The sequence below is a fragment of the Undibacterium sp. TJN19 genome (assembly GCF_049339485.1).
In the GTDB taxonomy this organism is placed as follows: domain Bacteria; phylum Pseudomonadota; class Gammaproteobacteria; order Burkholderiales; family Burkholderiaceae_D; genus Undibacterium.
Window position 1 is genome coordinate 1 of sequence record NZ_JBMPPL010000005.1, and the last position, 20,011, is coordinate 20,011.

General features: G+C 49.3%; 20 protein-coding genes. 8 read left to right on the plus strand and 12 right to left on the minus strand.

Features of this window, described 5'->3' with window-relative positions:
• Positions 1–833: 833 nt before the first annotated feature.
• Entirely contained in the window at positions 834–2,444 is a 1,611-nt protein-coding gene (locus ACO0LH_RS15235) for an NAD(P)/FAD-dependent oxidoreductase (protein ID WP_422941964.1), read from the plus strand.
• Between the two features lie 77 nt (positions 2,445–2,521).
• On the opposite strand, the gene ACO0LH_RS15240 is transcribed toward ACO0LH_RS15235, so the two are convergent.
• Together ACO0LH_RS15240 and ACO0LH_RS15245 are read right to left on the minus strand one after the other, a co-directional pair.
• Positions 2,522–3,349, minus strand: a complete 828-nt coding sequence (locus ACO0LH_RS15240; protein WP_422941965.1) for an HDOD domain-containing protein — start codon at positions 3,347–3,349, stop codon at positions 2,522–2,524.
• Positions 3,350–3,632: 283 nt separating this feature from the next.
• On the minus strand, positions 3,633–3,779 hold the full coding sequence (locus ACO0LH_RS15245; RefSeq protein ID WP_422941966.1) for a hypothetical protein: 147 nt from the start codon (positions 3,777–3,779) through the stop codon (positions 3,633–3,635).
• A gap of 85 nt (positions 3,780–3,864) precedes the next feature.
• Here ACO0LH_RS15245 and ACO0LH_RS15250 point away from each other — a divergent pair, with 85 nt between their 5' ends.
• From ACO0LH_RS15250 to ACO0LH_RS15265, 4 genes are all read left to right on the plus strand, one after another.
• Positions 3,865–4,350: a CinA family protein gene (locus ACO0LH_RS15250; protein ID WP_422941968.1), complete on the plus strand. Its 486-nt coding sequence runs from the start codon at positions 3,865–3,867 to the stop codon at positions 4,348–4,350.
• Between the two features lies 1 nt (position 4,351).
• Positions 4,352–5,083 (plus strand): response regulator, encoded by a 732-nt coding sequence (locus tag ACO0LH_RS15255; protein ID WP_422941969.1) that lies wholly within the window; start codon positions 4,352–4,354, stop codon positions 5,081–5,083.
• Entirely contained in the window at positions 5,080–6,123 is a 1,044-nt protein-coding gene (locus tag ACO0LH_RS15260; RefSeq protein ID WP_422941970.1) for an ATP-binding protein, read from the plus strand. The genes ACO0LH_RS15255 and ACO0LH_RS15260 overlap by 4 nt, the downstream gene beginning before the upstream one ends.
• Before the next feature lie 135 nt (positions 6,124–6,258).
• Positions 6,259–7,158, plus strand: a complete 900-nt coding sequence (locus tag ACO0LH_RS15265) for an EF-hand domain-containing protein (RefSeq protein WP_422941971.1) — start codon at positions 6,259–6,261, stop codon at positions 7,156–7,158.
• Between the two features lie 87 nt (positions 7,159–7,245).
• On the opposite strand, the gene ACO0LH_RS15270 is transcribed toward ACO0LH_RS15265, so the two are convergent.
• Positions 7,246–7,935: a flagellar basal body-associated FliL family protein gene (locus ACO0LH_RS15270; RefSeq protein WP_422941972.1), complete on the minus strand. Its 690-nt coding sequence runs from the start codon at positions 7,933–7,935 to the stop codon at positions 7,246–7,248.
• A 312-nt stretch (positions 7,936–8,247) separates the two neighbouring features.
• Between ACO0LH_RS15270 and ACO0LH_RS15275 the strand changes: the two genes are divergently transcribed.
• Entirely contained in the window at positions 8,248–9,330 is a 1,083-nt protein-coding gene (locus tag ACO0LH_RS15275) for an acyltransferase family protein (RefSeq protein ID WP_422941973.1), read from the plus strand.
• Between the two features lie 36 nt (positions 9,331–9,366).
• On the opposite strand, the gene ACO0LH_RS15280 is transcribed toward ACO0LH_RS15275, so the two are convergent.
• From ACO0LH_RS15280 to ACO0LH_RS15300, 5 genes are all read right to left on the minus strand, one after another.
• Positions 9,367–9,975, minus strand: coding sequence for a lysophospholipid acyltransferase family protein (locus ACO0LH_RS15280; RefSeq protein WP_422941974.1), 609 nt, complete (start codon positions 9,973–9,975; stop codon positions 9,367–9,369).
• A 172-nt stretch (positions 9,976–10,147) separates the two neighbouring features.
• Positions 10,148–10,759, minus strand: coding sequence for a ParA family protein (locus ACO0LH_RS15285; RefSeq protein ID WP_422941975.1), 612 nt, complete (start codon positions 10,757–10,759; stop codon positions 10,148–10,150).
• Positions 10,760–10,887: 128 nt separating this feature from the next.
• Positions 10,888–11,601 carry a pseudouridine synthase gene (locus ACO0LH_RS15290; protein WP_422941976.1) on the minus strand — a complete coding sequence of 238 codons (714 nt, stop codon included), beginning with the start codon at positions 11,599–11,601 and terminating at the stop codon, positions 10,888–10,890.
• A gap of 50 nt (positions 11,602–11,651) precedes the next feature.
• Positions 11,652–13,589 (minus strand): ATP-binding protein, encoded by a 1,938-nt coding sequence (locus ACO0LH_RS15295; protein WP_422941977.1) that lies wholly within the window; start codon positions 13,587–13,589, stop codon positions 11,652–11,654.
• 81 nt (positions 13,590–13,670) lie between these two features.
• A complete protein-coding gene (locus ACO0LH_RS15300; RefSeq protein WP_422941978.1) occupies positions 13,671–14,507 on the minus strand; it encodes a substrate-binding periplasmic protein in 837 nt (278 codons plus the stop codon).
• Here ACO0LH_RS15300 and ACO0LH_RS15305 point away from each other — a divergent pair.
• The gene (locus ACO0LH_RS15305; RefSeq protein ID WP_422941979.1) at positions 14,488–14,670 is read left to right on the plus strand and encodes a hypothetical protein; all 183 of its coding nucleotides are present in this window, start codon (positions 14,488–14,490) and stop codon (positions 14,668–14,670) included. The two genes, ACO0LH_RS15300 and ACO0LH_RS15305, sit on opposite strands and share 20 nt — an antisense overlap.
• Positions 14,671–14,851: 181 nt before the next feature.
• Here ACO0LH_RS15305 and ACO0LH_RS15310 read toward each other — a convergent pair whose 3' ends face one another.
• From ACO0LH_RS15310 to ACO0LH_RS15325, 4 genes are all read right to left on the minus strand, one after another.
• Positions 14,852–16,045: a PLP-dependent aminotransferase family protein gene (locus ACO0LH_RS15310; protein WP_422941980.1), complete on the minus strand. Its 1,194-nt coding sequence runs from the start codon at positions 16,043–16,045 to the stop codon at positions 14,852–14,854.
• Positions 16,046–16,099: 54 nt separating this feature from the next.
• Positions 16,100–16,558 carry a RidA family protein gene (locus tag ACO0LH_RS15315; protein WP_422941981.1) on the minus strand — a complete coding sequence of 153 codons (459 nt, stop codon included), beginning with the start codon at positions 16,556–16,558 and terminating at the stop codon, positions 16,100–16,102.
• Positions 16,559–16,760: 202 nt separating this feature from the next.
• Positions 16,761–17,630 carry a DMT family transporter gene (locus tag ACO0LH_RS15320; protein ID WP_422941982.1) on the minus strand — a complete coding sequence of 290 codons (870 nt, stop codon included), beginning with the start codon at positions 17,628–17,630 and terminating at the stop codon, positions 16,761–16,763.
• Positions 17,631–17,716: 86 nt separating this feature from the next.
• Complete coding sequence (locus tag ACO0LH_RS15325) at positions 17,717–18,328, minus strand: LysE family translocator (protein WP_422941983.1); 612 nt, start codon at positions 18,326–18,328, stop codon at positions 17,717–17,719.
• Between the two features lie 251 nt (positions 18,329–18,579).
• Here ACO0LH_RS15325 and ACO0LH_RS15330 point away from each other — a divergent pair, with 251 nt between their 5' ends.
• Positions 18,580–20,001 carry a PLP-dependent aminotransferase family protein gene (locus ACO0LH_RS15330; RefSeq protein ID WP_422941984.1) on the plus strand — a complete coding sequence of 474 codons (1,422 nt, stop codon included), beginning with the start codon at positions 18,580–18,582 and terminating at the stop codon, positions 19,999–20,001.
• Positions 20,002–20,011 lie beyond the last annotated feature (10 nt).

Here is a 20,011-nt window from a genome sequence, read left to right on the forward strand (position 1 = left end):
ACATTTATTGACTGTTAATTGTTAAAGAACCAAAATCTTTTCTACTCAACCGGACTACTTATTTACCCAGTTTTGCGTCGCAGCGTTGTGTGCGTCAGCAGCAGAGAAACGAGATTATGAAGCACTTCTTTTCCGCTGTCAACACCTGCAACTCTTTTCGTTTATCCCGTTCTTTCGAACCAGCCAAACCGTTGCAATCTATTCACAGCTTCCAGCCTTCCGCAGTTCTTAACTCCCCCGCTCAGACTCCAGCTTTACTTCACTTCCCAACCCCGCTCTTCAGCGGGAGGCGAACTATAGCAAACTACTACCCTGCTTTGCAAGTGGTTCGGGGAAATTATTTAGCTTGTTTTTAGTTTGTTTATTGAAAGACAAATATTTGTCTGTACAGCGCACTGCTGCTTCTAGATGGGTGTCGTGTGGCTCTCTTGCTAGCTTCCCGGCTCATCCGCGGACGACGCCAGGCTCCGGCCTGCGCAGGAGCGACAATTTGCGGGGCCATCTATATTGATCCTATTTCGCTTATCGGCCGAAAACCATCCCCATCCCTACGTTCCCCTTAAAGGGGAAGGAGTTTCACGGCTTTGCGAAACCCCGACGACATCCCCCTGAAAGGGAGCGAATTTTACGGCTTGGTGAAACTCATGCGGCATTAAAGAACGTAGATCACATATCTGGTTCTGATCCATTTTCTGCGTAAGGAAATCCTTACATCAAAGCACATGCGGGTAAAATAGCGGATTCATCAAATCACTAATCAAAACATCTGCCTATATATTGATGTAAGTGATGTAAGCAGTTTATTTGCGATTAGTGTTATCCGGACCGAATTTATGTTGCGCATTACCGATTTACAACTCCCACTGGACCATGCAGAAGATGCGCTGAAAACAGCCATCCTGAAGGAATTGGGGATAACAGAAAAAGAATTGATCAACTTTACGGTTTTTCGCCGTAGCTATGATGCGCGTAAAAAGACGGCCATCATCCTGATCCATACGATAGATGTGGAAACGACGAATGAGCCAGCCTTGTTGGCCAGCCACAGAAACCGCACAAAATTATGCGAAACACCAGATACCTCGTATAAGTTTGTTACGCATGCGGACAGCAAACCCTTCAAACGTCCGGTGGTCATAGGTTTTGGTCCTTGTGGCCTGTTTGTGGCCTTGCTGCTGGCAGAGATGGGCTTTTGCCCTATCGTGCTGGAACGGGGTAAGAATGTCAGGGAGCGCACTAAAGATACCTGGGGCCTGTGGCGCAAACGTGAACTGCAACCGGAATCAAATGTGCAATTTGGCGAAGGTGGCGCCGGTACTTTTTCAGATGGCAAGCTATATAGCCAGATCAAAGACCCAAAACACTATGGTCGCAAGGTATTGATGGAATTCGTCAAAGCCGGTGCACCCGAAGAAATCATGTATGTCAGCAAACCACATATAGGCACCTTCCGTCTGGTGAAGATGATAGAGGAGATGCGCGGCAATATAGAAGCTTTGGGTGGCGAGATACGTTTCCAGCAAAAAGTGACGGATATCGATATTGTCGATGGCAAAGTCAAAGGTGTGCGTTTGAACGATGATGCTTATCTTGAGACTGAGCATGTCGTGCTGGCGATCGGGCATAGCGCGCGTGATACCTTCCAGATGATTGCTGATCGCGGTGTCTATATAGAGGCAAAACCGTTTTCGATTGGTTTCCGGGTAGAGCATCCGCAATCGATTATCGATAAAGCGCGCTTTGGACCGAATGCAGGCAACAAAATTCTTGGCGCAGCCGACTATAAACTGGTGCATCACGCAAAAAATGGCCGCTCTGTCTATAGTTTCTGTATGTGCCCTGGCGGTACAGTCGTGGCAGCAGCATCTGAGCCGGGCCGGGTTGTGACAAATGGCATGAGCCAGTATTCACGCAATGAACGCAACGCCAATAGCGCTATCGTGGTGGGTATTACACCGGCAGATTACCCTGGCAACCCACTGGCAGGCATAGACTTGCAAAGAAAACTCGAAGAAGCAGCGTATGAAGTAGGCGGCGGAAATTACAACGCGCCAGGACAGCTGATAGGTGATTTTCTGGCGGCGCGCCCGTCTACTGCACTGGGCAGCGTGGAACCCTCGTACAAACCGGGCATTACCTTGTGTGACCTCGCAAAAGTCTTGCCTGAATATGCCATTACAGCAATACGTGAAGCTCTGCCGGAGTTTGACAAGAAGATCAAAGGCTTTGCCATGAACGATGCGATATTGACCGGCGTCGAAACGCGTACTTCGTCACCAATACGTATCAAACGCAATGACGACGATCTGCAAAGTTTGAATACGCGGGGATTATTTCCGGCGGGTGAAGGTGCAGGCTATGCGGGCGGGATATTGTCTGCTGCGGTGGATGGGATCAAGGTTGCCGAAGCAGTAGCACTGGATATTCAGGCAGCAGGCAGATAAACAGGCAGTACCGGCATCAAAACTTAAGGGCAAGCAGTGCTGCGTTCGTAAAATGCAGCGCTGCTTGCCTGAATCAATTATCCGAGCAAATCTTCGAGACCTGCCGCCAACTCACTTAAAGGCGGCATTTCTTTCAAAACGACTTCAGGCTTCAGACCCAGTTTCTGAGCTACTTCTGTTGGGAAAGTGGCTTCTTGTTCTTCCGGCGTATAGTGGCTCTCATGTCCCCTCGCACACCACGCGGCAATATGGACGACAGCGCCAATCTGGTCAAATTCTGCCTGTTGCAAAGGAGCGCCACAAGCTTTGATGGCACTGGAAAACGCGTCTGGAAATCTCCAGCGTTTTGCCAGCTCTGCACCAACATCATAAAAATCATAGCCAAAGGATGTTTGCTCAACATCCGGCCTGCGCACATCCAGTGCCGCAGCGATCTTGTCAACTTGCAGCATTTGCTCAGGCATGCCGGCATGCATGACCAGTTGCCCAATAGCGTGCATCAAACCAGTGGTGAAGGCAAAATCGGAATTACCATGTACTTTCTTGGCCAGCCATTTCGACACGACTGCAGTATGCAGGCTATAACGCCAGAACTGCTTGAGATCGACACCCGGCATGGATTTAAAGCCGCTGGTCAGTCCACTGCTGACCACCAGGGTGCGGACGGTCATGAAGCCCAGCATCAATACCGCATCATCGACAGAACCCACGGTTCTTGAAGCATGGTAGTAGGAGGAATTCGCCAGGCGCAATAATTTTGCACTCAAAACCTGGTCTGCCGAAAGCTTTCTGGCTATCTCATCAATAGAAACGTCGTCGTTATTAAAGCTGTCGATGACTTCTTGTACGACTTTGGGAATCGACGGCAAAGCATTTTGTTGCTGAAACAGGGCGTCGATTTTCATAGGGCATCTCCTTTAGTGATGAAGGCACGAAAGATACAGGTGCTTGTTAAGACGTTTGTTGGTTTGTGTTTGTTGGTTTGATGATTTGTTATAGGGCTTATGTTCGCTATGTTGCTTAATGTTGCCTTATATTTGGCTGCGCATAAAAATTGATAAACAGCTCAATCAATTCACTTCCAGGGTGAAAAGGATTTGCTGCTCTGTAAAAAATCATACTCTGATATTGGTTTTTCAGAAATGGTTTTTTGAGACAGGTACAGCCTTCAAAATACAAATCCAGGATTTACGCGCCAAAATACACCGTGCGGGCATACTTTGCCTGCACGGATGCGGTAAAGTCAGCCATATGCCCCCTGCGCAAACGAGAAATGCCAAGGCAGTTTGCCTTGAGGTAATTGGCGACAATATTGCCTATTCGCTTTCGCAGCAACTTCTTTGCTTCACTTCCGGGCTGACATGATGGTAAAGTAAGTTTACAGAGATTTATGTCAGAGTAAGCAGACGGGAGACACATCATGCAAAATGCGATAGAACTTGCAGCACAAGTCGGTGAAGAACTGAAATCCAGAAAATTAATACTGACCATTGCAGAATCCTGTACCGGGGGTGGCGTTTCTCATGCCATCACAGAAATCGCTGGCTCATCAGAATGGTTTGACTGCGCCTTTGTGACCTATTCCAATTCATCCAAGACAGAATTGCTGGATATCCCGGCAGCGCTGATTGCCCAGCATGGCGCCGTCAGTGAAGAAATTGCTGCAGCGATGGCACAGGGTGCGCTGGCAAATTCCGAAGCACATATTTCCATATCAACCACTGGCATTGCCGGCCCGACGGGTGCCGTGCCTGGCAAACCTGTAGGCACTATCTGTTTTGGCTGGCATGTCGGTGGCATTACCCATACAGAGCGCCGTGTATTTACAGGCGACAGACAGTCAGTTCGCGAACAGACCGTGGTGCACGCACTGGACAGGCTATTAAGGTACGTCAAGGAGCTGTAAATTGTCCGACAATGCCAGCCGCATTCATGTTTTATTGGTCGATGATGACGAAGAAATATGTGCTTTACTGTGCACTTATCTTAAAAAATTCGGTATAAGCTGTAGTGCTACCCATAATGGGGTGGCGATGCGTGCAGCACTTGAACAACATCATTTTGATGTTATTCTGCTTGATTTGATGCTGCCAGATGAAGATGGGCTTTCATTGCTGCGACAACTACGTCGCCAGGCAAAAACCCCTGTCATCATGCTGACTGCCAGGGGTGAATTTTCTGACAAAATCCTGGGGCTGGAGTCTGGTGCAGACGACTATCTGATCAAGCCTGTCGACACACGCGAACTGGTGGCACGCATACAAAGTGTGCTTAGACGTAGCGCAACTTCATCACGCCAGTTGCATGATCAGCCAGTGCATCAAACTACCGAGCTGCATTTTGGATCATGGACTTTGACCTTGGCGACACGCCATTTGTGCAGCCCGGATAAAATGGTGATCCCTCTTTCAAATGCTGAATTCCGGCTCTTGTATGCCTTTGTCCACAGGCCGGGACAAATACTCAGCCGCGATCAGTTGCTGGATTTTGCCCGCAACAAATCCAGCGAAGTGTTTGACCGTAGCATAGATCTGCTGGTATCCAGACTGCGTCAAAAACTGGGGGATGACCCGCGTCATCCCACGTTATTGAAAACCGTACGCGGTGAAGGCTATATGTTTACTGCCAGCAGCAAATGAAGCGACTACAAAAATTCAGACAACTGTATAGAGATACCATCTTCAGCCGCCTGTTTGGCCTGGCCATGGCAGCAGTCATTCTCAGTCATGTCGCGACTTTCATACTTTTATTCGTATTTTTGGGGGATCACCGCCCTCCCCCACGCCCGAACGCGCATTTGCTTCACCATTCCCCCCACGATTTTTTGCACAGTCCTTATCTTGGCTTTACGCTGAGCATGTTATTGCAATTATTTTTGCTCGCCCTTGCCGCCTGGCTTGGCTCACGCAGCCTTGCCAGACCCATGCAAAAACTGGCCGCGGCGGCCAGCACACTGGGTGACCATCACGAACCCACCCCCATACCTGAAACCGGCCCCGAAGAAGCGCGTCAAAGTGCCATCGTATTTAACCAGATGCAAAAAAGGCTGCATCTGCAAATGGAAGAAAGAGCGCGTTTTCTGGCAGCGGTATCACATGATCTGAGAACCCCGCTGACCCGGATGAAACTGCGTACAGAACAATTAGATCAACAGGAAGGTGCTGAAAAGCTGTTGCAAGACATAGAAGAAATGCGCCTGATGCTCGATGCCACTCTGGATTATTTAAGGGGCAGTGAAGAACAGATGCAACTGCTTGACATGACATCACTGATTGCTGCCATCGTCGACAATATGCAGGACGAAGGCAAGGCTGTCAGCATGCTTGGCCAGGCCCGCCCCATACTGGCGATGTCAAATGAATTGCGGCGTTGCATCAGTAATCTTTTGGAAAATGCTGTCTTTTACGGTAAATCTGCTCAAATCAGCCTGGCTGACAGTGATACCGAATTGCAAATCACTGTCACCGACGAGGGGCCGGGCATTCCTGAGAAAGATCTGGAAAAGGTATTCGCCCCCTTTTTTCGTCTGGCCGCGTCCAGAAGCAAGAATACCGGTGGTGTTGGCCTGGGTTTAAGCATCGCACGTGAAGTCGCCAGAAGGCACCAGGGCAGCCTGATATTGAGAAACAACCCCGCCGTCCCTGGGTTGATCGCTGAATTAAGATTGCCGCGAACATAAACTTGCTACACTGATTGCAAAAGATTGCAAATTACCAGTTTTGTGTCAATGTCGATACAAAGCAGACACAAGCAGGCAACATCGAACTGTGACACTGAAGATCAGCTTCATGTTTTTGATTTTCAGGGGAACGCGATGAGTGGCATAAACAGCATAGGTAGCAGTAGTTCATATTCATACACCGGTAACGTGCAAAGGCAGGGTCGCGACCAGTCCAAAATCGCAGACAGCGTTTTTTCAAAGCTGGATACAAAGAACCAGGGCTATCTTGAAGTGTCAGACCTGGAAGCAGCATTCAGCAATATCGGCTCGTCGGCGTCATCATCAACTACAGGCACTAGCAATGCTACCAACACTGGTAGTACTACTGGTACGACGGCTACCGGTAGTGCCAGTGGCAACAGCGCCAGTATTGACGATCTATTCAAAAAACTAGATAGCGATGGTGACGGAAAAATCACCAAGGATGAATTTAGCGCTGGCATCAAGAATTTAAGCAGTGCGCTGGACAACCAGTTCCATGCACGCCGTGCAGGCGGCGGCCATCGCCCACCGCCACCACAAGATGGTGGTGGTGGCGATAGCGGTGGGCTGGATAAGACACAACTCGGCGACCTGGCAACAACGGTAGGTAAATCAAATAGCGCCGCAGGGGCCGCACTGACACAAGTAGCGCAAAATTTTGATGCGGCAGACACCAATCAGGATGGCAAGGTCAGTTTCGCCGAAACCCTGGCGTATCTGGAAAAAACCGTGACAAATACACAAACCGCTGCGTCCACTGCCAGCGGTTCCACTAGTACTGCCAGCAGCGCCAGCACTACTGCTACCAACAGCATTGCCAGCCTGACATCACCAACAAGTGCGACCACCTCTGCTACGGCAAACAGTTCCAGTAGCAGTAATAGCGATAGCGGTAGCAATAGCAATAGCAGTACGGATGCTGCACTATTCAAAAAAACCCTGCAATTATTGCGCGCATACAGCGCACCACCAGAAGCAAGCAACGGCCAGGGAATTTCTGTCAGCGCATAGAAGTGGAGATCTCTGGCATTCTCGCCAGCTCGGGCAGGCCCATGATTTTCATGTGCCTCCTGATGAACTGATCGTCGGACAAGGGTTTTATTCGCTGCGATTTTGCATGAGTAATTCGTTAATCAGTACAGATTCTATTTTGTCTGTCTGCATGGATTTGTTCAGCCCTGCTTTCAACTGTGCCCTGACCAGTTCAAATCCTGTCTCGGAATGCAAATCATCCGGATTGACTTTGCCAAGCTCAATTTGAAACAGGTTGGCCAGGGATTTTTTGTTTTCCGATAGCCATTCACTGTCTTCATCCCTTACCTGGATAGTGATCTGCATGCGCACAACCTGCCCATCAACATTGGCAACTTGCTGCGGCAACGTAGCATAGGCAAGCCCTGCAGCGTTGTAATTCACCGTCCTGACATAAAAAAACAATGCCAGCATAATCGCGAGACCCAACAATACGATAATTGCTGCGTAAATACCAAAACGGTCGCGTGCCTGGACACCTTTCCTGGCGGATGTTTTTGTTACCGAGGCAGTTTTTTTGGCAGGTGCAGACTTGACGGCAGGACGCGATGTCCTGGTACTGGTGCCGGACCCCGATGTTGACGCTAATGATGTATTAGCAGGCTTATTCATTGTCGCGGCAGTAGAAGCTCCAGCAGACGTCTCTGTCTCAAAATTCAAAGCAGCGCTATCTGGCACCTTGGGATTGCTGCCATCAACGCCTTCAAAATCCAGTTGCTCGCTTAATATGCTCGCCCTTGAGCGGTCTTTCGGCATAACTACCTCTTCACCTAAGCAGTGTAGGCTTAGATTTTATATTAAAAATTGCCACGGGGAAATTTTAAACCTGCGTGCTAACCTCCCTATTCTACTAAAAATCAAGTGTTCAGAATATAAGGCAGCATACTCAATGCAGCATCGATGCCAGACAGGCATTTCCTTTTGGCAACTTCATTATTTTCTTATACGCTAACCATCAAATTCTGGGAGTGTAATAAGGACAGATCTAAGTTTCGTTACAAACAAAGGGTATAAAAGCCTGAGCGATTTCGCTATCATGACGACATTTCAAGTATCCATAATTGCGGCATGTCCAATCCCACCACTCCCTCAGTCAGAAATCCAAGCATAGACAATATCAAGGCGATCTTGATATTTTTTGTGGTTTTCGGGCATCTGATCGAAATTTATGTCGGTGAAGACCATGTGCTGCGCTCCATCTGGCTTTTTGTCTACGCCTTCCACATGCCCATGTTTGCGCTGATCTCAGGCATGTTTTCCAAGGCGCACTGGAATGATAAAAATGCCACGCAATTGATCTCTACCGTGTTGGTTCCCCTGATCGCTTTTGAAATTATCTACGAGGCGACAGAATTTTTCTTGAAAGGCAATCTCAGCGTGTATGGCAATATGATTGCGCCTTACTGGATGCTTTGGTATTTGCTGAGCCTGCTGTGCTGGCGTTTATTGTTGCCTTTGTTTGCGCGCATGCAATTTGCAGTAGCGCTGGCACTGGGAGTATCGCTGATTGCCAGTTATTCAGAGCATGCCGGCTATTTCCTCAGTATATCCAGGACACTGGTATTTTTCCCGTATTTCTTGCTTGGCTGGCAATTAGGGCAAAGGCCCTTCGCGGACAAGAAACAGGGTAAAGTGGTTCTCAGCGCCCTGATCGTGCTGGCTGCCCTGATAGGCGTGTTTTTCCTTAAAACAGATTTTGACTATCGCTGGCTGTATGGCAGTTATTCCCTGCACCGACTGGAAATGGCTAATCTGACAGGTACGTTCTACCAATTATTGCAGTATGCAGCGTCCACGATTATCGGGCTGGCAATCTTGTATTTGCTGGCACAAAAAGACTTGCGCCTGGCCCACATAGGCCAACGCTCCATCTATGTGCTGGTATGGCATGGGATGGCGCTGATCATCTTGCAGGAAACGGGTGTATTGCGCCATATCTTCAAGTTTGACAATGTCACGGCCTTACTGATTTCTGCGCTGGTGTCTGCCGCTATCGTCTGGCTATGTTCACATGAAAAATGTGAGCGCTTTACCAAACGTTATCTTTTGGCGCCGGTAACCTGGTTGCTGGTTTCGCAATTGGGAACCAGACAGGCAGAGCTGCCTGTACCGGCAAAATCAGTGGAAGCAAGGGTTCAGCAAGAACCCTGAATAGAAGATCTTGCCCTTTGCTAACGAAGGTAAAACCTAGTCTTTACGGTTGACCTGTATTTTTTCTTCATCAAAATGCTGAGGGTTCTTACCGGATACGCCACAATAAAATTGGCGTATCGCGGCCATATCTGCCTCGATCTCACCTGTCAATTCAAACATCTTGCCTATGCCACCGGCCTTGCGCTTAAAATCCAGGTAGCCCAGGGCAATCGGCACCTTTGCACCAAGCGCAATGTAATAAAAACCGGTTTTCCAATGGCTGACCTTACCGCGTGTTCCTTCCGGGGGAACAATAACCGTTAGTCGCTGATTGGCTTGAAAGGCATCGACTGTACCCTGAACCAGATTGCCAGATTTGCTACGGTCAACGGGTATGCCGCCTAACCAGCGCATGATGCCACCAAGAAGCGGTGGAAAAAGGCTGGACTTGCCCATCCAATAAACCCGGAGGCGCAACGCAAAGCAGATCATCAAAGTGAAAGGGAAATCCCAGTTACTGGTATGTGGCGCAGCAATCAATACATATTTTTGCTCTACAGGAGTAATCCCTTCGACCTTCCAGCCTGCCAGTCGCAAACACAAGACCGACAACCAGCGCATGAGTGTATTAATGACAGGGGTTTCAAAAATGGTAAGATGCATGCCGTAAGTATTTGATAACAAAAGAGAATTTTGCATCTCTTCAAGCAAGCGGCATTATAGTGATGTAGCTTAAATCTGGGGGTCAAATATCCTTAATTTTCGAAATTTAACGAAGATTCTGATTATTTTCGATTATTTTTCTTTATTTCTCTTTATTTCTCTTTATCTCTGATCATTTCGCTATCCAGGTCAGTAGCTCTTCCCATTGGGGCAAATCTTTTTCCACCTTCGAAGGGGCGACATCCCATAAGGTTGCCCCGTGTGCAGCCAGTTGTATGTAATTTTGCGTGTCACGCAAAAAACCCAGTACCGGCAAACCCAGCTGCCCGACATAATGCCCCAACTGATCAGCTGCACGGCTGCGCGTATTCACGCGCATGCCCAATACGCCAATCCGACCATTCAGCTTCAATTTGGCCAGTGATTTCAAAAATTCTTCGGTTGCCAGGATATCGAAAATGGAAGCTTGCAAGGGAACAATCACTTTGTCAGCCAACTTAAGAACGGCTTCAAGCTTGTTGCCTTTCAATCCGGCGGGCGTGTCCAGCACGACATGGGTCGTACCCTTGGGTGGTTTCAATACATTGCCATCTGCAATATCCCAGGCATGTATCTGTGGCAGATTGGCCGGCCGCAATGACAGCCAGGTACGGGACGACTGCTGGATATCGGTGTCCCCCAGCATGACTTTATGCCCTTGCGATGCAAAATAACCAGCCAGGTTGGTGGCAACGGTACTTTTACCCACACCACCTTTGGGATTGACTATGGCAATGACCGGCATGTCTGCTCCTTTTATCCAATTCGCGCAAGCCGAACAAGATCAGAGGATCATGAAGGCTTAGGTATTCCATGTACAAAAATGAAAAGCAACGGGTACATCAAAGCATATCAACATAAAGACAGTCACAATCAGGGTACCAGCAAGCCTAATTGTTCAGGTGCCAGGTAGCACCAGTCACCCTCTTCCAAAGCCAGCGAAGCCAGCGTCAACCGGCCTATTGCCGTCCTTTGCAAGGCGGCACAATGATTGCCGGCAGCGGCAAGCATGCGCTTGACCTGATGGTATTTGCCCTGTTCCAACACGATTTCAAGAAGGTTTTCATCAAGTTTCTGGCAAAAAATGGCTGCCAGGGGCGCAGGTTCATCATGCAGCTTGACACCTTTTAGCAAGGTGTCAACCAATTCCGCAGTCACCGGGTCTGCGGTACGGGCCTGGTAAACTTTGGGTACATGCCGCTTTGGTGACGATTGAGCGTGAATAAACGGCCCGTCGTCAGACATCAGCAACATGCCTGTCGTATCATGGTCAAGACGCCCTACTGGTTGCACATCGCGCCAGCTGAATTGCTCAGGCAACAAGGTCAGCACGCCAGGGTGATGGCTGGGCTTGCGTGAGCATTCAAAATTCGCTGGCTTGTTGAGTACGATGTACACACGCTCGCGGTAATCCCAGTCTTCATCGAAAATCCTGAACTGCAGGCCAGCGGTTTCAAACGCCAGCTTGCAACTGCGTATCACTTCACCATTCACACTGACTTCGCCGTCTTCGACCAGATCGCGGCAATATTTACGGGTTCCGAATCCTTGCGATTGCAGAATTTTATCTAAGCTAAGTTTTGTCATTCCGCGACTTTATCAGATGTCCCCGACCTGCGGCTAGCCACAGACTGAAATCATTCTATGTAGCCGGACTCGCCTTCATTCAATTTCGGCGCGCTGGGCAGGTTGATTCTGAATGTCGTACCCTTACCCAATTCGCTCTCCACCACGATATTGCCACCCAATACGCCGGTCACCAGGTTATAAACAATATTCAAACCCAGACCACTACCCCCCTGCCCCAGCCTGGTGGTAAAGAAAGGGTCAAAGATGCGGCCCAGATTGGCAGTAGGAATGCCCTTACCGTTATCGCTGACCAGGATTTCCACGACATCTTCGTCCACAGTACGCGCAAAAATACTGACCGTTCCACGAAAATCGCCTTCAAAGCCATGAATAAATGCATTATTGATTAAGTTGGTCAGTACTTGTCCTAACGGTCCGGGATAACTATCCATCATCAGTTTGGGTGGCACTCTGGATTCAATATCATGACGGGTCTTGCGTATAGTCGGGCCGAGGGTCACGATCAATTCAGACAACATTTCATCCAGGGCAAACATCCTGCGATTGGCACTGGTACGGTCAACTGCCACCTGTTTAAAGCTGATGACCAGCTCTGACGCCTTGCTCAGATTGCGTAACAACAAATCAGCACCCGTCTTGGCATTTCTCAGATATTCCTCCAGCACTGAACGACGCATGCCTTTATCAAGCGCAAACAGGACCTCGTCAGTATGCTGCGCCAGAGTGCTGGCAACGGTTACGCTAGTACCTATAGGTGTATTGAGTTCATGCGCGATACCGGCCACCAGCGAACCTAATGCCGCCATTTTTTCTGTACGCAATAATTCTCTCTGGGCGCGCTGTAAATTTTCCAGCACAATGGTCAGTTCACTGTTGGCGGCCTCCAGCGCCTGGGTTCTTTCCGAAACCCGCCGCTCGAGCGTGGTGTTCATATTGCGGATTTCCTGCTCGTTCTGGCGTTTCTCGGTGATGTCTTCCTGTACCAGGATAATCAGTGGTTCATTCCCCAACCGTATCATGCGGCCCGATATCTGGCAGAGGATGATTTTTTCCTGGTGGCCGCAGCTTAGCCAGGCTTCGTAGTCATGGATTTCACCGTCACGCTCAAGGATACGCAGTATCTCAAAGAAATCGTGCTCGTTTCTCCATAGCGCCTTCTGGGTTTCGCTATCCCCCAATATTTCATCATGCGACCAGAAAAACTGCCTTACCCAGGCATGGTTGACATCGATCATGCTGTAATACTGCGCTTTGCGCAGTACTGTCATCGCCACAGGCGACGCCTGAAAGATGCCGATGAATTTTTCTTCCGTCACCTTCAAAGCCTGCTCTGCGCGCAAACGCTCATTGAGTTCTTGTTGCAAGGTGATATTTTGCGCTTCACGCTCGGTAATCAGGCGCCCCAGGTTCAGGCGCATCTTGTCTAATCCCTGGGCCAGATTGCCAATTTCATCCTGGCGCAACCATTCGAGCGGTTGATCGAGCTTGCCACGCGCCAGCCTGACGGTAGCCATTTGCAGTTCCAGTATGGGCCTGACGATACGACGCTCAAACAGCAACCAGATCAGGATGAAAGAAAAAACCACCTGCACCAACAGTGCCATACCCAGCTTAAGGAAATCAGCCCACAATTCTTTTTCTATGTGCTCGGTGGTCAATTCCAGCATGATGGTGCCGATGACTTTGGTTTCGAGCAAAATCGGACGCTCTTCACGCAAAAACTTGGCATCAATTTTCTTGAATTTGGCACTGCGGACAAAAATCGCCTTGGACTCGTCATAGACTTCGACACTGACCACTTCAGGGTTACGCATGACAGCCTGAATAAACTGATTGGCAACCGCTTTATCGAGCGTCCAGACCGGTACTGCCATGGCACGCGACAGCATATCCGCATATTGCGACATGGGGTTGCGCACCCTTAATTCCAGCTCGCGCTCGTAGCGGTCTTGTACCAGAAATCGCCCCAATACGATTGCAGGCAACACAATCCCTACTACAACACCAATAATAAGTATTTGCCGGAGTGAGAGCGTACGCAAAGTTTGGCCTGTATATTGCCGCAATTACTTGGCCTGCTGCTTGCGCCACAGCTGGATGTTGGAGGCAATCAGCTTGTTCATGACATTTTGCTTATCAAGTTTGTAGACGGCTTTTGCTATCCGGCCGCGCATTTCCGGTGTATTGCATGGTGACTTGTGCGAAAACGTCAGATACAGGTTTTCATTGGTGATTGGTGGGCTAACCGTTTTCAAGCCGGTAATATTGAGTTTGGCCACATAGGCCAGGCCAGGATCTTCTTCGTAAATCAGATAATCAGCACGGGATAAGCTCAGCATTTTCAGGGCTTGTTCCAGGCTGGGAACCATGGAAATTTTCAGCGATTCTTTCGCGTAGCGGTCAAATTCTTCACCAAAACTATTATTGATGACGGTAACACCTTGCCTTCCCGCCAGGTCTGCCCATTTTTTATAGGGCAAATTGAAATTGCTGCGCGTCCAGATCACTGTACGGGTCTCGCGGAATGCCGGATAAAAATAATCCATGTATTCCAGTCTGGGCAAAGTAAAAAAAGCACCCGCTAATAGATCAACACGCCCGAGTTTCGCCTCTTCCTGCACCCGGCCCCACGGGCCTACATATTTAACTTCAACGGGGATGCCGATTTCTTTGCCCAGCAACTGTATCCAGTCAGCGTTAGCCCCAACCAGGTGATTTTCGTCTTCCGGGTCACGCCAGAGATAAGGGGGATATTCAGGATTGCCAGTCACCAGCAAGCTCTTGCAGGTTTCATTCGCGTAAACAGGCGCGCTTACAGCAGCCAATACCGATAGTGCCAACAGGAAGGCCAACTGCAATCTGGCAGTAATGGAAGGAACAGCTATGCTAAAACAGACCTTCATGGCGCAACCTTCTCAGCAGGAAAGGGAAATTAGTCACTTAAGTCTAACTGCTGGAATTGTGCTTGGCAAGAAACTAGTGGCGGCTAAGGAACGGTTTCCAAAAAGAAAATATCTTTACGTTTTTCAATGCGTTCTGGCTGCAAGATTTGGCAAACATACATGACAATGATCATATGCTGGCTATTTGTGCGTCGCCTGCTCAATAATCAAGGCTTAGGAAGTCGTCGTACCAGCTCATAGCCACTATCTGCATTGGCATGCAGATAATCCTGGAACATGAGGATGATGACAAACAATGAAAAAACCCGCCAGCAGGCGGGTCAGTAACACTTCAAGACACAGGATTACATACGGGCTTTGATCAGCTTTCCTATTTTTTCTATTCCCTCATAAATACGTTCAGGTGAAACCGTAACAAATGACAGGCGCAGAGTATTTGTTTCAGGGTTATTGGCGTAGAACGGCCCGCCCGGAACAAATGCGACATTCTGCTGGATGGCTTCATCGAGCAATTGTTTGCTATCCATGTGTTTAGGCAGGGTCACCCAGACAAACATGCCACCTTCAGGTTTGGTCCAGCTCACGCCTTCAGGGAAATGCTTGCTCATTGCGTCAAGCATGACACTGCACTGTTTCGCATAGAAAGAACGTATGGTCGGGATATGTTCACCAAGAAAACCATCTTTGATGACTTCATACACCACCATTTGTGTCAGTTGGGCTGTGTGCAGATCAGCCGCCTGCTTGGCTTGCTCGAGCTTGCGTATCAGGGCTGTCGGGCCAACGACGTAACCCAGGCGTATGCCGGGTGTCAGCACTTTGGAAAAAGAACCCATGTAAATGACGCCACCGGGGTTCATATTGAGCATCTTGGGCAAAGGCTCGCCGCTATAACACAGGTCGCCGTAGGGATTGTCTTCAATCAATGGTATGCCCATGCGTGCACAGGTTTCTACCAATTCAAAGCGGCGCTCGACAGATAGAGTGCGCCCGGTCGGATTCTGAAAATTAGGCAAGGCATACATCAGGCGCGCACCCTCGCCCTTGGCGGCGACTGAAGCAGGAATGACACCATGATCATCTGTATCAACTGACTCAAACTGAGGGCGATAAACCGAGAATGCCTGCAAGGCACCCAGGTAGCTGGGTGTTTCCACCAGTATCTTGCTGCCTTCATCGACCAGCACTTTACCAAGTAAATCCAGGCCCTGTTGTGAGCCTGACACCATCAACAATTGTTCAGGCAAAATTTTTGAATCGCTGGTAGATAAAGAGTCTGCCAGGAATTCACGCAAAGGTGCATAGCCATCTGTCGGCCCGTATTGCAGGGCTGATTTGCCTTGTTGCGTCAACACCTTGTCAAACGCAGCACGCATGCGATCGACCGGGAAAGTTTCAGGGGACGGCAATCCTCCAGCGAAAGAAATAACTTCAGGACGCATGGTCACTTTTAGAATTTCCCTGATCGCCGAGCTTTGCAACTGCTCGGCACGTTCGGAAAATTTCCAATCTATGGGGCTAGGATTTTCAAGTTTCATGCTGGTCTCACTGTAAGGATTGCCGATACTGGCAAATTGATGTTTTTATAAAATTCAGGCGATTTCGGCGATCAGTTCAATTTCCACGCAAGCTCCCATCGGGATTTGGGCAACACCAAAAGCGGAACGTGCATGTTTGCCTTGCTCACCAAAAATTTCACCGATCAATTCAGAAGCACCATTCGTTACCAAATGCTGCTCGATAAAGTCAGGTGTGGAATTAACCAGGCTCATGACCTTGACAATACGTTTGACGCGGTTCAAATCACCACCGCAAGCAGCTTGCAAGGTAGCGATCAGATCAACAGCGACTGCACGTGCAGCCAGTTTGCCTTCTTCAGTAGAAATGTTTTTACCCAACTGACCTACCCATGGTTTGCCATCTTTTTTGGCAATGTGGCCAGACAAAAACACGGTATTGCCGGTTTGCGCATACATGACGTAAGCAGCAGCAGGTGTTGCGACGGCAGGCAATTCAATATTCAGTGCTTGAAGCTTTTCATAAAATGACATGACTATTTTCCAGGGAAATAGCGAACCAGCCCTCACTGATGCGCCAGATTAAATTAATTTTTTATTATTATGAGGTTGCCACGTTCACTATGCAGCCTCTTATGTAAGTCCTCTATTGTAAGCCCGCGCCTTCCCGATTAACACCCCCTATACAGGGGTGAGCGACAGATTAAATTTGGTTATGCTGTGCCAGGATGCGAAATTAACGTTGAATGTTCATGCGCCGCCCCAGACCCACTACCGCAATCACTGCCAGTGCAAAAAAGATTTCCGTGCCATTCAAGGCTTCTCCCATGATCAGGGCTGCGCCAAGCAAGCTTAAAAAGGGTTGCAGTAATTGTACCTGGCCAACCCTGGCAATGCCGCCGAGCGCCAATGCCTTGTACCAGAAGAAAAAACCGATAAACATGGAAAACACGGAAACATAGGCAAAACCAAGCCAGGCTCGAGGTGAGGCCTGCACGCCGTAATGCCAGCCAAGCCAGACCGTCACCGGCAACAGTAAGGGCATGGAAAGGACCAGGGCCCAGGAAATTACTTGCTGCCCTCCCATGCTTTGCGCCAGTTGGCCACCTTCGGCATACCCCATGGCACCAGCAATCACGGCCATCAATAGCGCCAGATCAGCCCATTGAAATGAACCACCGCCCTGCATCAGGGCAAACAAGATCACCAGAGCACTACCCAGCATTGCCATCAACCAGAAGCCTGTCGATGGCCGTTCATGTGAGCGCATTGCACCAAATATAGCTGTCGCCAAAGGTAAAATACCCAGGACAATGGCACCATGTGAAGCCGGAACATAAGCCATGGCGACGGAAGAAAAAACCGGGAAACCAATCACGACACCACCAGCTGTCAATAACAAAGACCTGATCTGGGCTCGATCAGGCCAGCTCGCGCGGGTGGCCCACAATAAAATGGCAGTGCAGGCAGCGGCAACCACCGCGCGCCCAAAAGCGACAAACACGGGGTTAAGTTCAGCTACGGCCATGCGGGTAAATGGCAAGGTCAGACTAAAGATGGCAACACCCACCATCCCCAGAAACATACCCTCGCTGTCTTTTGTCATTGAAGCCTGCTTTCCGTTTTTACTTTTCATTACAAGTTGTCAGTACATAGCAACTGAATCAAAACATTTGCGCCACGCAATAGCTATCACGCAACTGTCAGCATGGGATACAGCGACGACACCAGCAACAGGGCCATGCCATAGTTAAATATCCTGAGATTGCGCTCGATTTTAAGCAAATGCCTGACCTTGGCACCAAACAATGCCCACATCCCGACGCTTGGCAAATTAATGACTGCAAACAGACCTGCGGCCAGTATCACTACCTGAAAGCCGCTGGTGGCAGGCACATAGGTACTGAATGCGCCGAGTGCCATGACCCAGGCTTTGGGATTAATCCACTGAAAGGCTGCGGCACTCCAGAAATTCATGGGGCCAGTTTTATGCGCATCTTCTTTGCTACCGCTATCTATCGGGCCGGAATGAGCGATATTCCAGGCCAGATACAGCAAATAAGCTACGCCAGCCCATTTCAATACAACATATAACCAGGGGAAAACCGCAAACAAGCCTGCCAGCCCGAAGCCCACCGCCAGAACCAGCACCATGAAACCAATACTGATGCCCAGCATATGAGGCAAAGTCGCACGAAAACCAAAGTTCACGCCAGAAGCCAGCAACATCAAATTATTTGGTCCTGGGGTAATTGAAGAAACCAGCGCAAACAGGGCAAATGCCATGACGGTATCGATAGTCATATCAAGCAGCCTGTGAATTAGCGATTGATCTGGCCACAGGTGCTGCGCCCCTGTGATGGCCGGCGGGGTGTGTATCCTGGCGTCGTATCCTGTCCATTACATCTCCTCTAAGTTCTTGTCTGTTTCTGCTGAATATGCTGAAGTGTTTGTGCTATCCTAAACGCAAAAACCAATACAGTACCAATACAATAAAACCGATAATATTCATACTGTAATGGACATTTATCCATTACAGATTTGACGGAGACACCATGCTGACACCCACTTTTTTTATTTCACGTGACTCTGGCGGTTCACTTGTTGAGCAAATCGTCAATGCTGTCGCCAATCGTATTGATGACAAGCTCCTGCGTACCGGTGCACGCATGCCATCGATACGGCAATTTGCTGATGAACAAACGGTGTCACGCTTTACCGTGGTGGAAGCCTATGACAGGCTGGTTGCCAAGGGTTACCTGGAATCACGTCGTGGTGCGGGTTTCTTTGTGCGCGAGCGTGCCTCCATGCTCAATAATGTGCCAGTTACAGCACAAATTGCCCCTGTTACCCAGCAACTTGATGTGGTGTGGCTGGTACGCAATATGTTTCGCCAACTGCCACCGCAAAAAATGCCAGGCTCCGGTGTGTTACCGCATGACTGGCTGGATGGCGAACTGGTCGCCAATGGCCTGCGCGCCATCAGCCGCCTCAATCAAAACCTGTTGCTGCACTACGGTACCCAGCAAGGCTTCCTGCCACTGCGTCAGCAATTACAACTGAAGCTGGCAGAGCTGGAAATTGCTGCTGCACCCGAGCAAATCGTCATGACCAGCGGCGTTACGCAGGCGCTGGATCTGGTGGCGCGAGAATTTACCCAGCCTGGTGACACCATCTTTGTTGACGACCCAGCGTGGTTTCTGATGTTTGGCTCATTTGCCATACTGGGCACCAAGGTCATCGGCATACCACGCCTGCATGACGGACCGGATGTCGCCAAACTGGCTGAACTGGCGGCCTTGCATAAACCCAAGCTGTATATCATCAATTCTGTCCTGCACAATCCAACTTCGACTTCGCTGTCGGCAGCGAAAGCCTTTCAGGTTTTGAAGGCGGCGGAAGAACATGATTTCATGATCGTGGAAGATGATGTCTATTGTGATATGCACCCTGGCCCGGCGGTGCAGGCAGCCACGCGGATTGCGGCACTGGATCAACTTAACCGCGTGATCTACCTTGGTGGTTTTTCAAAATCGCTGGCAGCCAATTTGCGCGTAGGTTTTATCGCCACATCGCCGGAACTGGCTATTCGCCTTGCCGACAGAAAAATGCTGTCCACCCTGACGACGACAGAAATTGGTGAGCGCGTGGTTTACAAGATTTTATCAGAGGGCCATTACCGCAAGCACGTAGACCGTATACGCGTCAAACTTGATGGCGTACGTGACGACATCACCAAGCGGCTGGAACAATATGGGATGAAGGTTGATTACCGCACACCGGCAGGGATGTTTTTATGGACAGAAACCGGCTGCGACACCAATAAACTGACTGAAAAAGCGATGGAACAAGGTTATCTGCTGGCACCGGGCAGCCTGTTTTCTCCCAGCCAGCTTCCCTCCACCAAGATGCGCATCAATATAGCGGCAATGTCGGACCCTGGCGTATGGGAATTTCTCAAGCGCGAAATAGGATGATGAATACGCT

What these genes read in the sequence shown, in the direction of transcription:
- ACO0LH_RS15235 (WP_422941964.1), top strand. Translation starts at nt 834, where the DNA reads ATGTTGCGCATTACCGATTTACAACTCCCACTGGACCATGCAGAAGAT.
- ACO0LH_RS15240 (WP_422941965.1), bottom strand. Translation starts at nt 3,349, where the DNA reads ATGAAAATCGACGCCCTGTTTCAGCAACAAAATGCTTTGCCGTCGATT.
- ACO0LH_RS15250 (WP_422941968.1), top strand. Translation starts at nt 3,865, where the DNA reads ATGCAAAATGCGATAGAACTTGCAGCACAAGTCGGTGAAGAACTGAAA.
- ACO0LH_RS15260 (WP_422941970.1), top strand. Translation starts at nt 5,080, where the DNA reads ATGAAGCGACTACAAAAATTCAGACAACTGTATAGAGATACCATCTTC.
- ACO0LH_RS15265 (WP_422941971.1), top strand. Translation starts at nt 6,259, where the DNA reads ATGAGTGGCATAAACAGCATAGGTAGCAGTAGTTCATATTCATACACC.
- ACO0LH_RS15270 (WP_422941972.1), bottom strand. Translation starts at nt 7,935, where the DNA reads ATGCCGAAAGACCGCTCAAGGGCGAGCATATTAAGCGAGCAACTGGAT.
- ACO0LH_RS15275 (WP_422941973.1), top strand. Translation starts at nt 8,248, where the DNA reads ATGTCCAATCCCACCACTCCCTCAGTCAGAAATCCAAGCATAGACAAT.
- ACO0LH_RS15280 (WP_422941974.1), bottom strand. Translation starts at nt 9,975, where the DNA reads ATGCATCTTACCATTTTTGAAACCCCTGTCATTAATACACTCATGCGC.
- ACO0LH_RS15285 (WP_422941975.1), bottom strand. Translation starts at nt 10,759, where the DNA reads ATGCCGGTCATTGCCATAGTCAATCCCAAAGGTGGTGTGGGTAAAAGT.
- ACO0LH_RS15290 (WP_422941976.1), bottom strand. Translation starts at nt 11,601, where the DNA reads ATGACAAAACTTAGCTTAGATAAAATTCTGCAATCGCAAGGATTCGGA.
- ACO0LH_RS15305 (WP_422941979.1), top strand. Translation starts at nt 14,488, where the DNA reads ATGCTAAAACAGACCTTCATGGCGCAACCTTCTCAGCAGGAAAGGGAA.
- ACO0LH_RS15300 (WP_422941978.1), bottom strand. Translation starts at nt 14,507, where the DNA reads ATGAAGGTCTGTTTTAGCATAGCTGTTCCTTCCATTACTGCCAGATTG.
- ACO0LH_RS15310 (WP_422941980.1), bottom strand. Translation starts at nt 16,045, where the DNA reads ATGAAACTTGAAAATCCTAGCCCCATAGATTGGAAATTTTCCGAACGT.
- ACO0LH_RS15315 (WP_422941981.1), bottom strand. Translation starts at nt 16,558, where the DNA reads ATGTCATTTTATGAAAAGCTTCAAGCACTGAATATTGAATTGCCTGCC.
- ACO0LH_RS15320 (WP_422941982.1), bottom strand. Translation starts at nt 17,630, where the DNA reads ATGACAAAAGACAGCGAGGGTATGTTTCTGGGGATGGTGGGTGTTGCC.
- ACO0LH_RS15325 (WP_422941983.1), bottom strand. Translation starts at nt 18,328, where the DNA reads ATGACTATCGATACCGTCATGGCATTTGCCCTGTTTGCGCTGGTTTCT.
- ACO0LH_RS15330 (WP_422941984.1), top strand. Translation starts at nt 18,580, where the DNA reads ATGCTGACACCCACTTTTTTTATTTCACGTGACTCTGGCGGTTCACTT.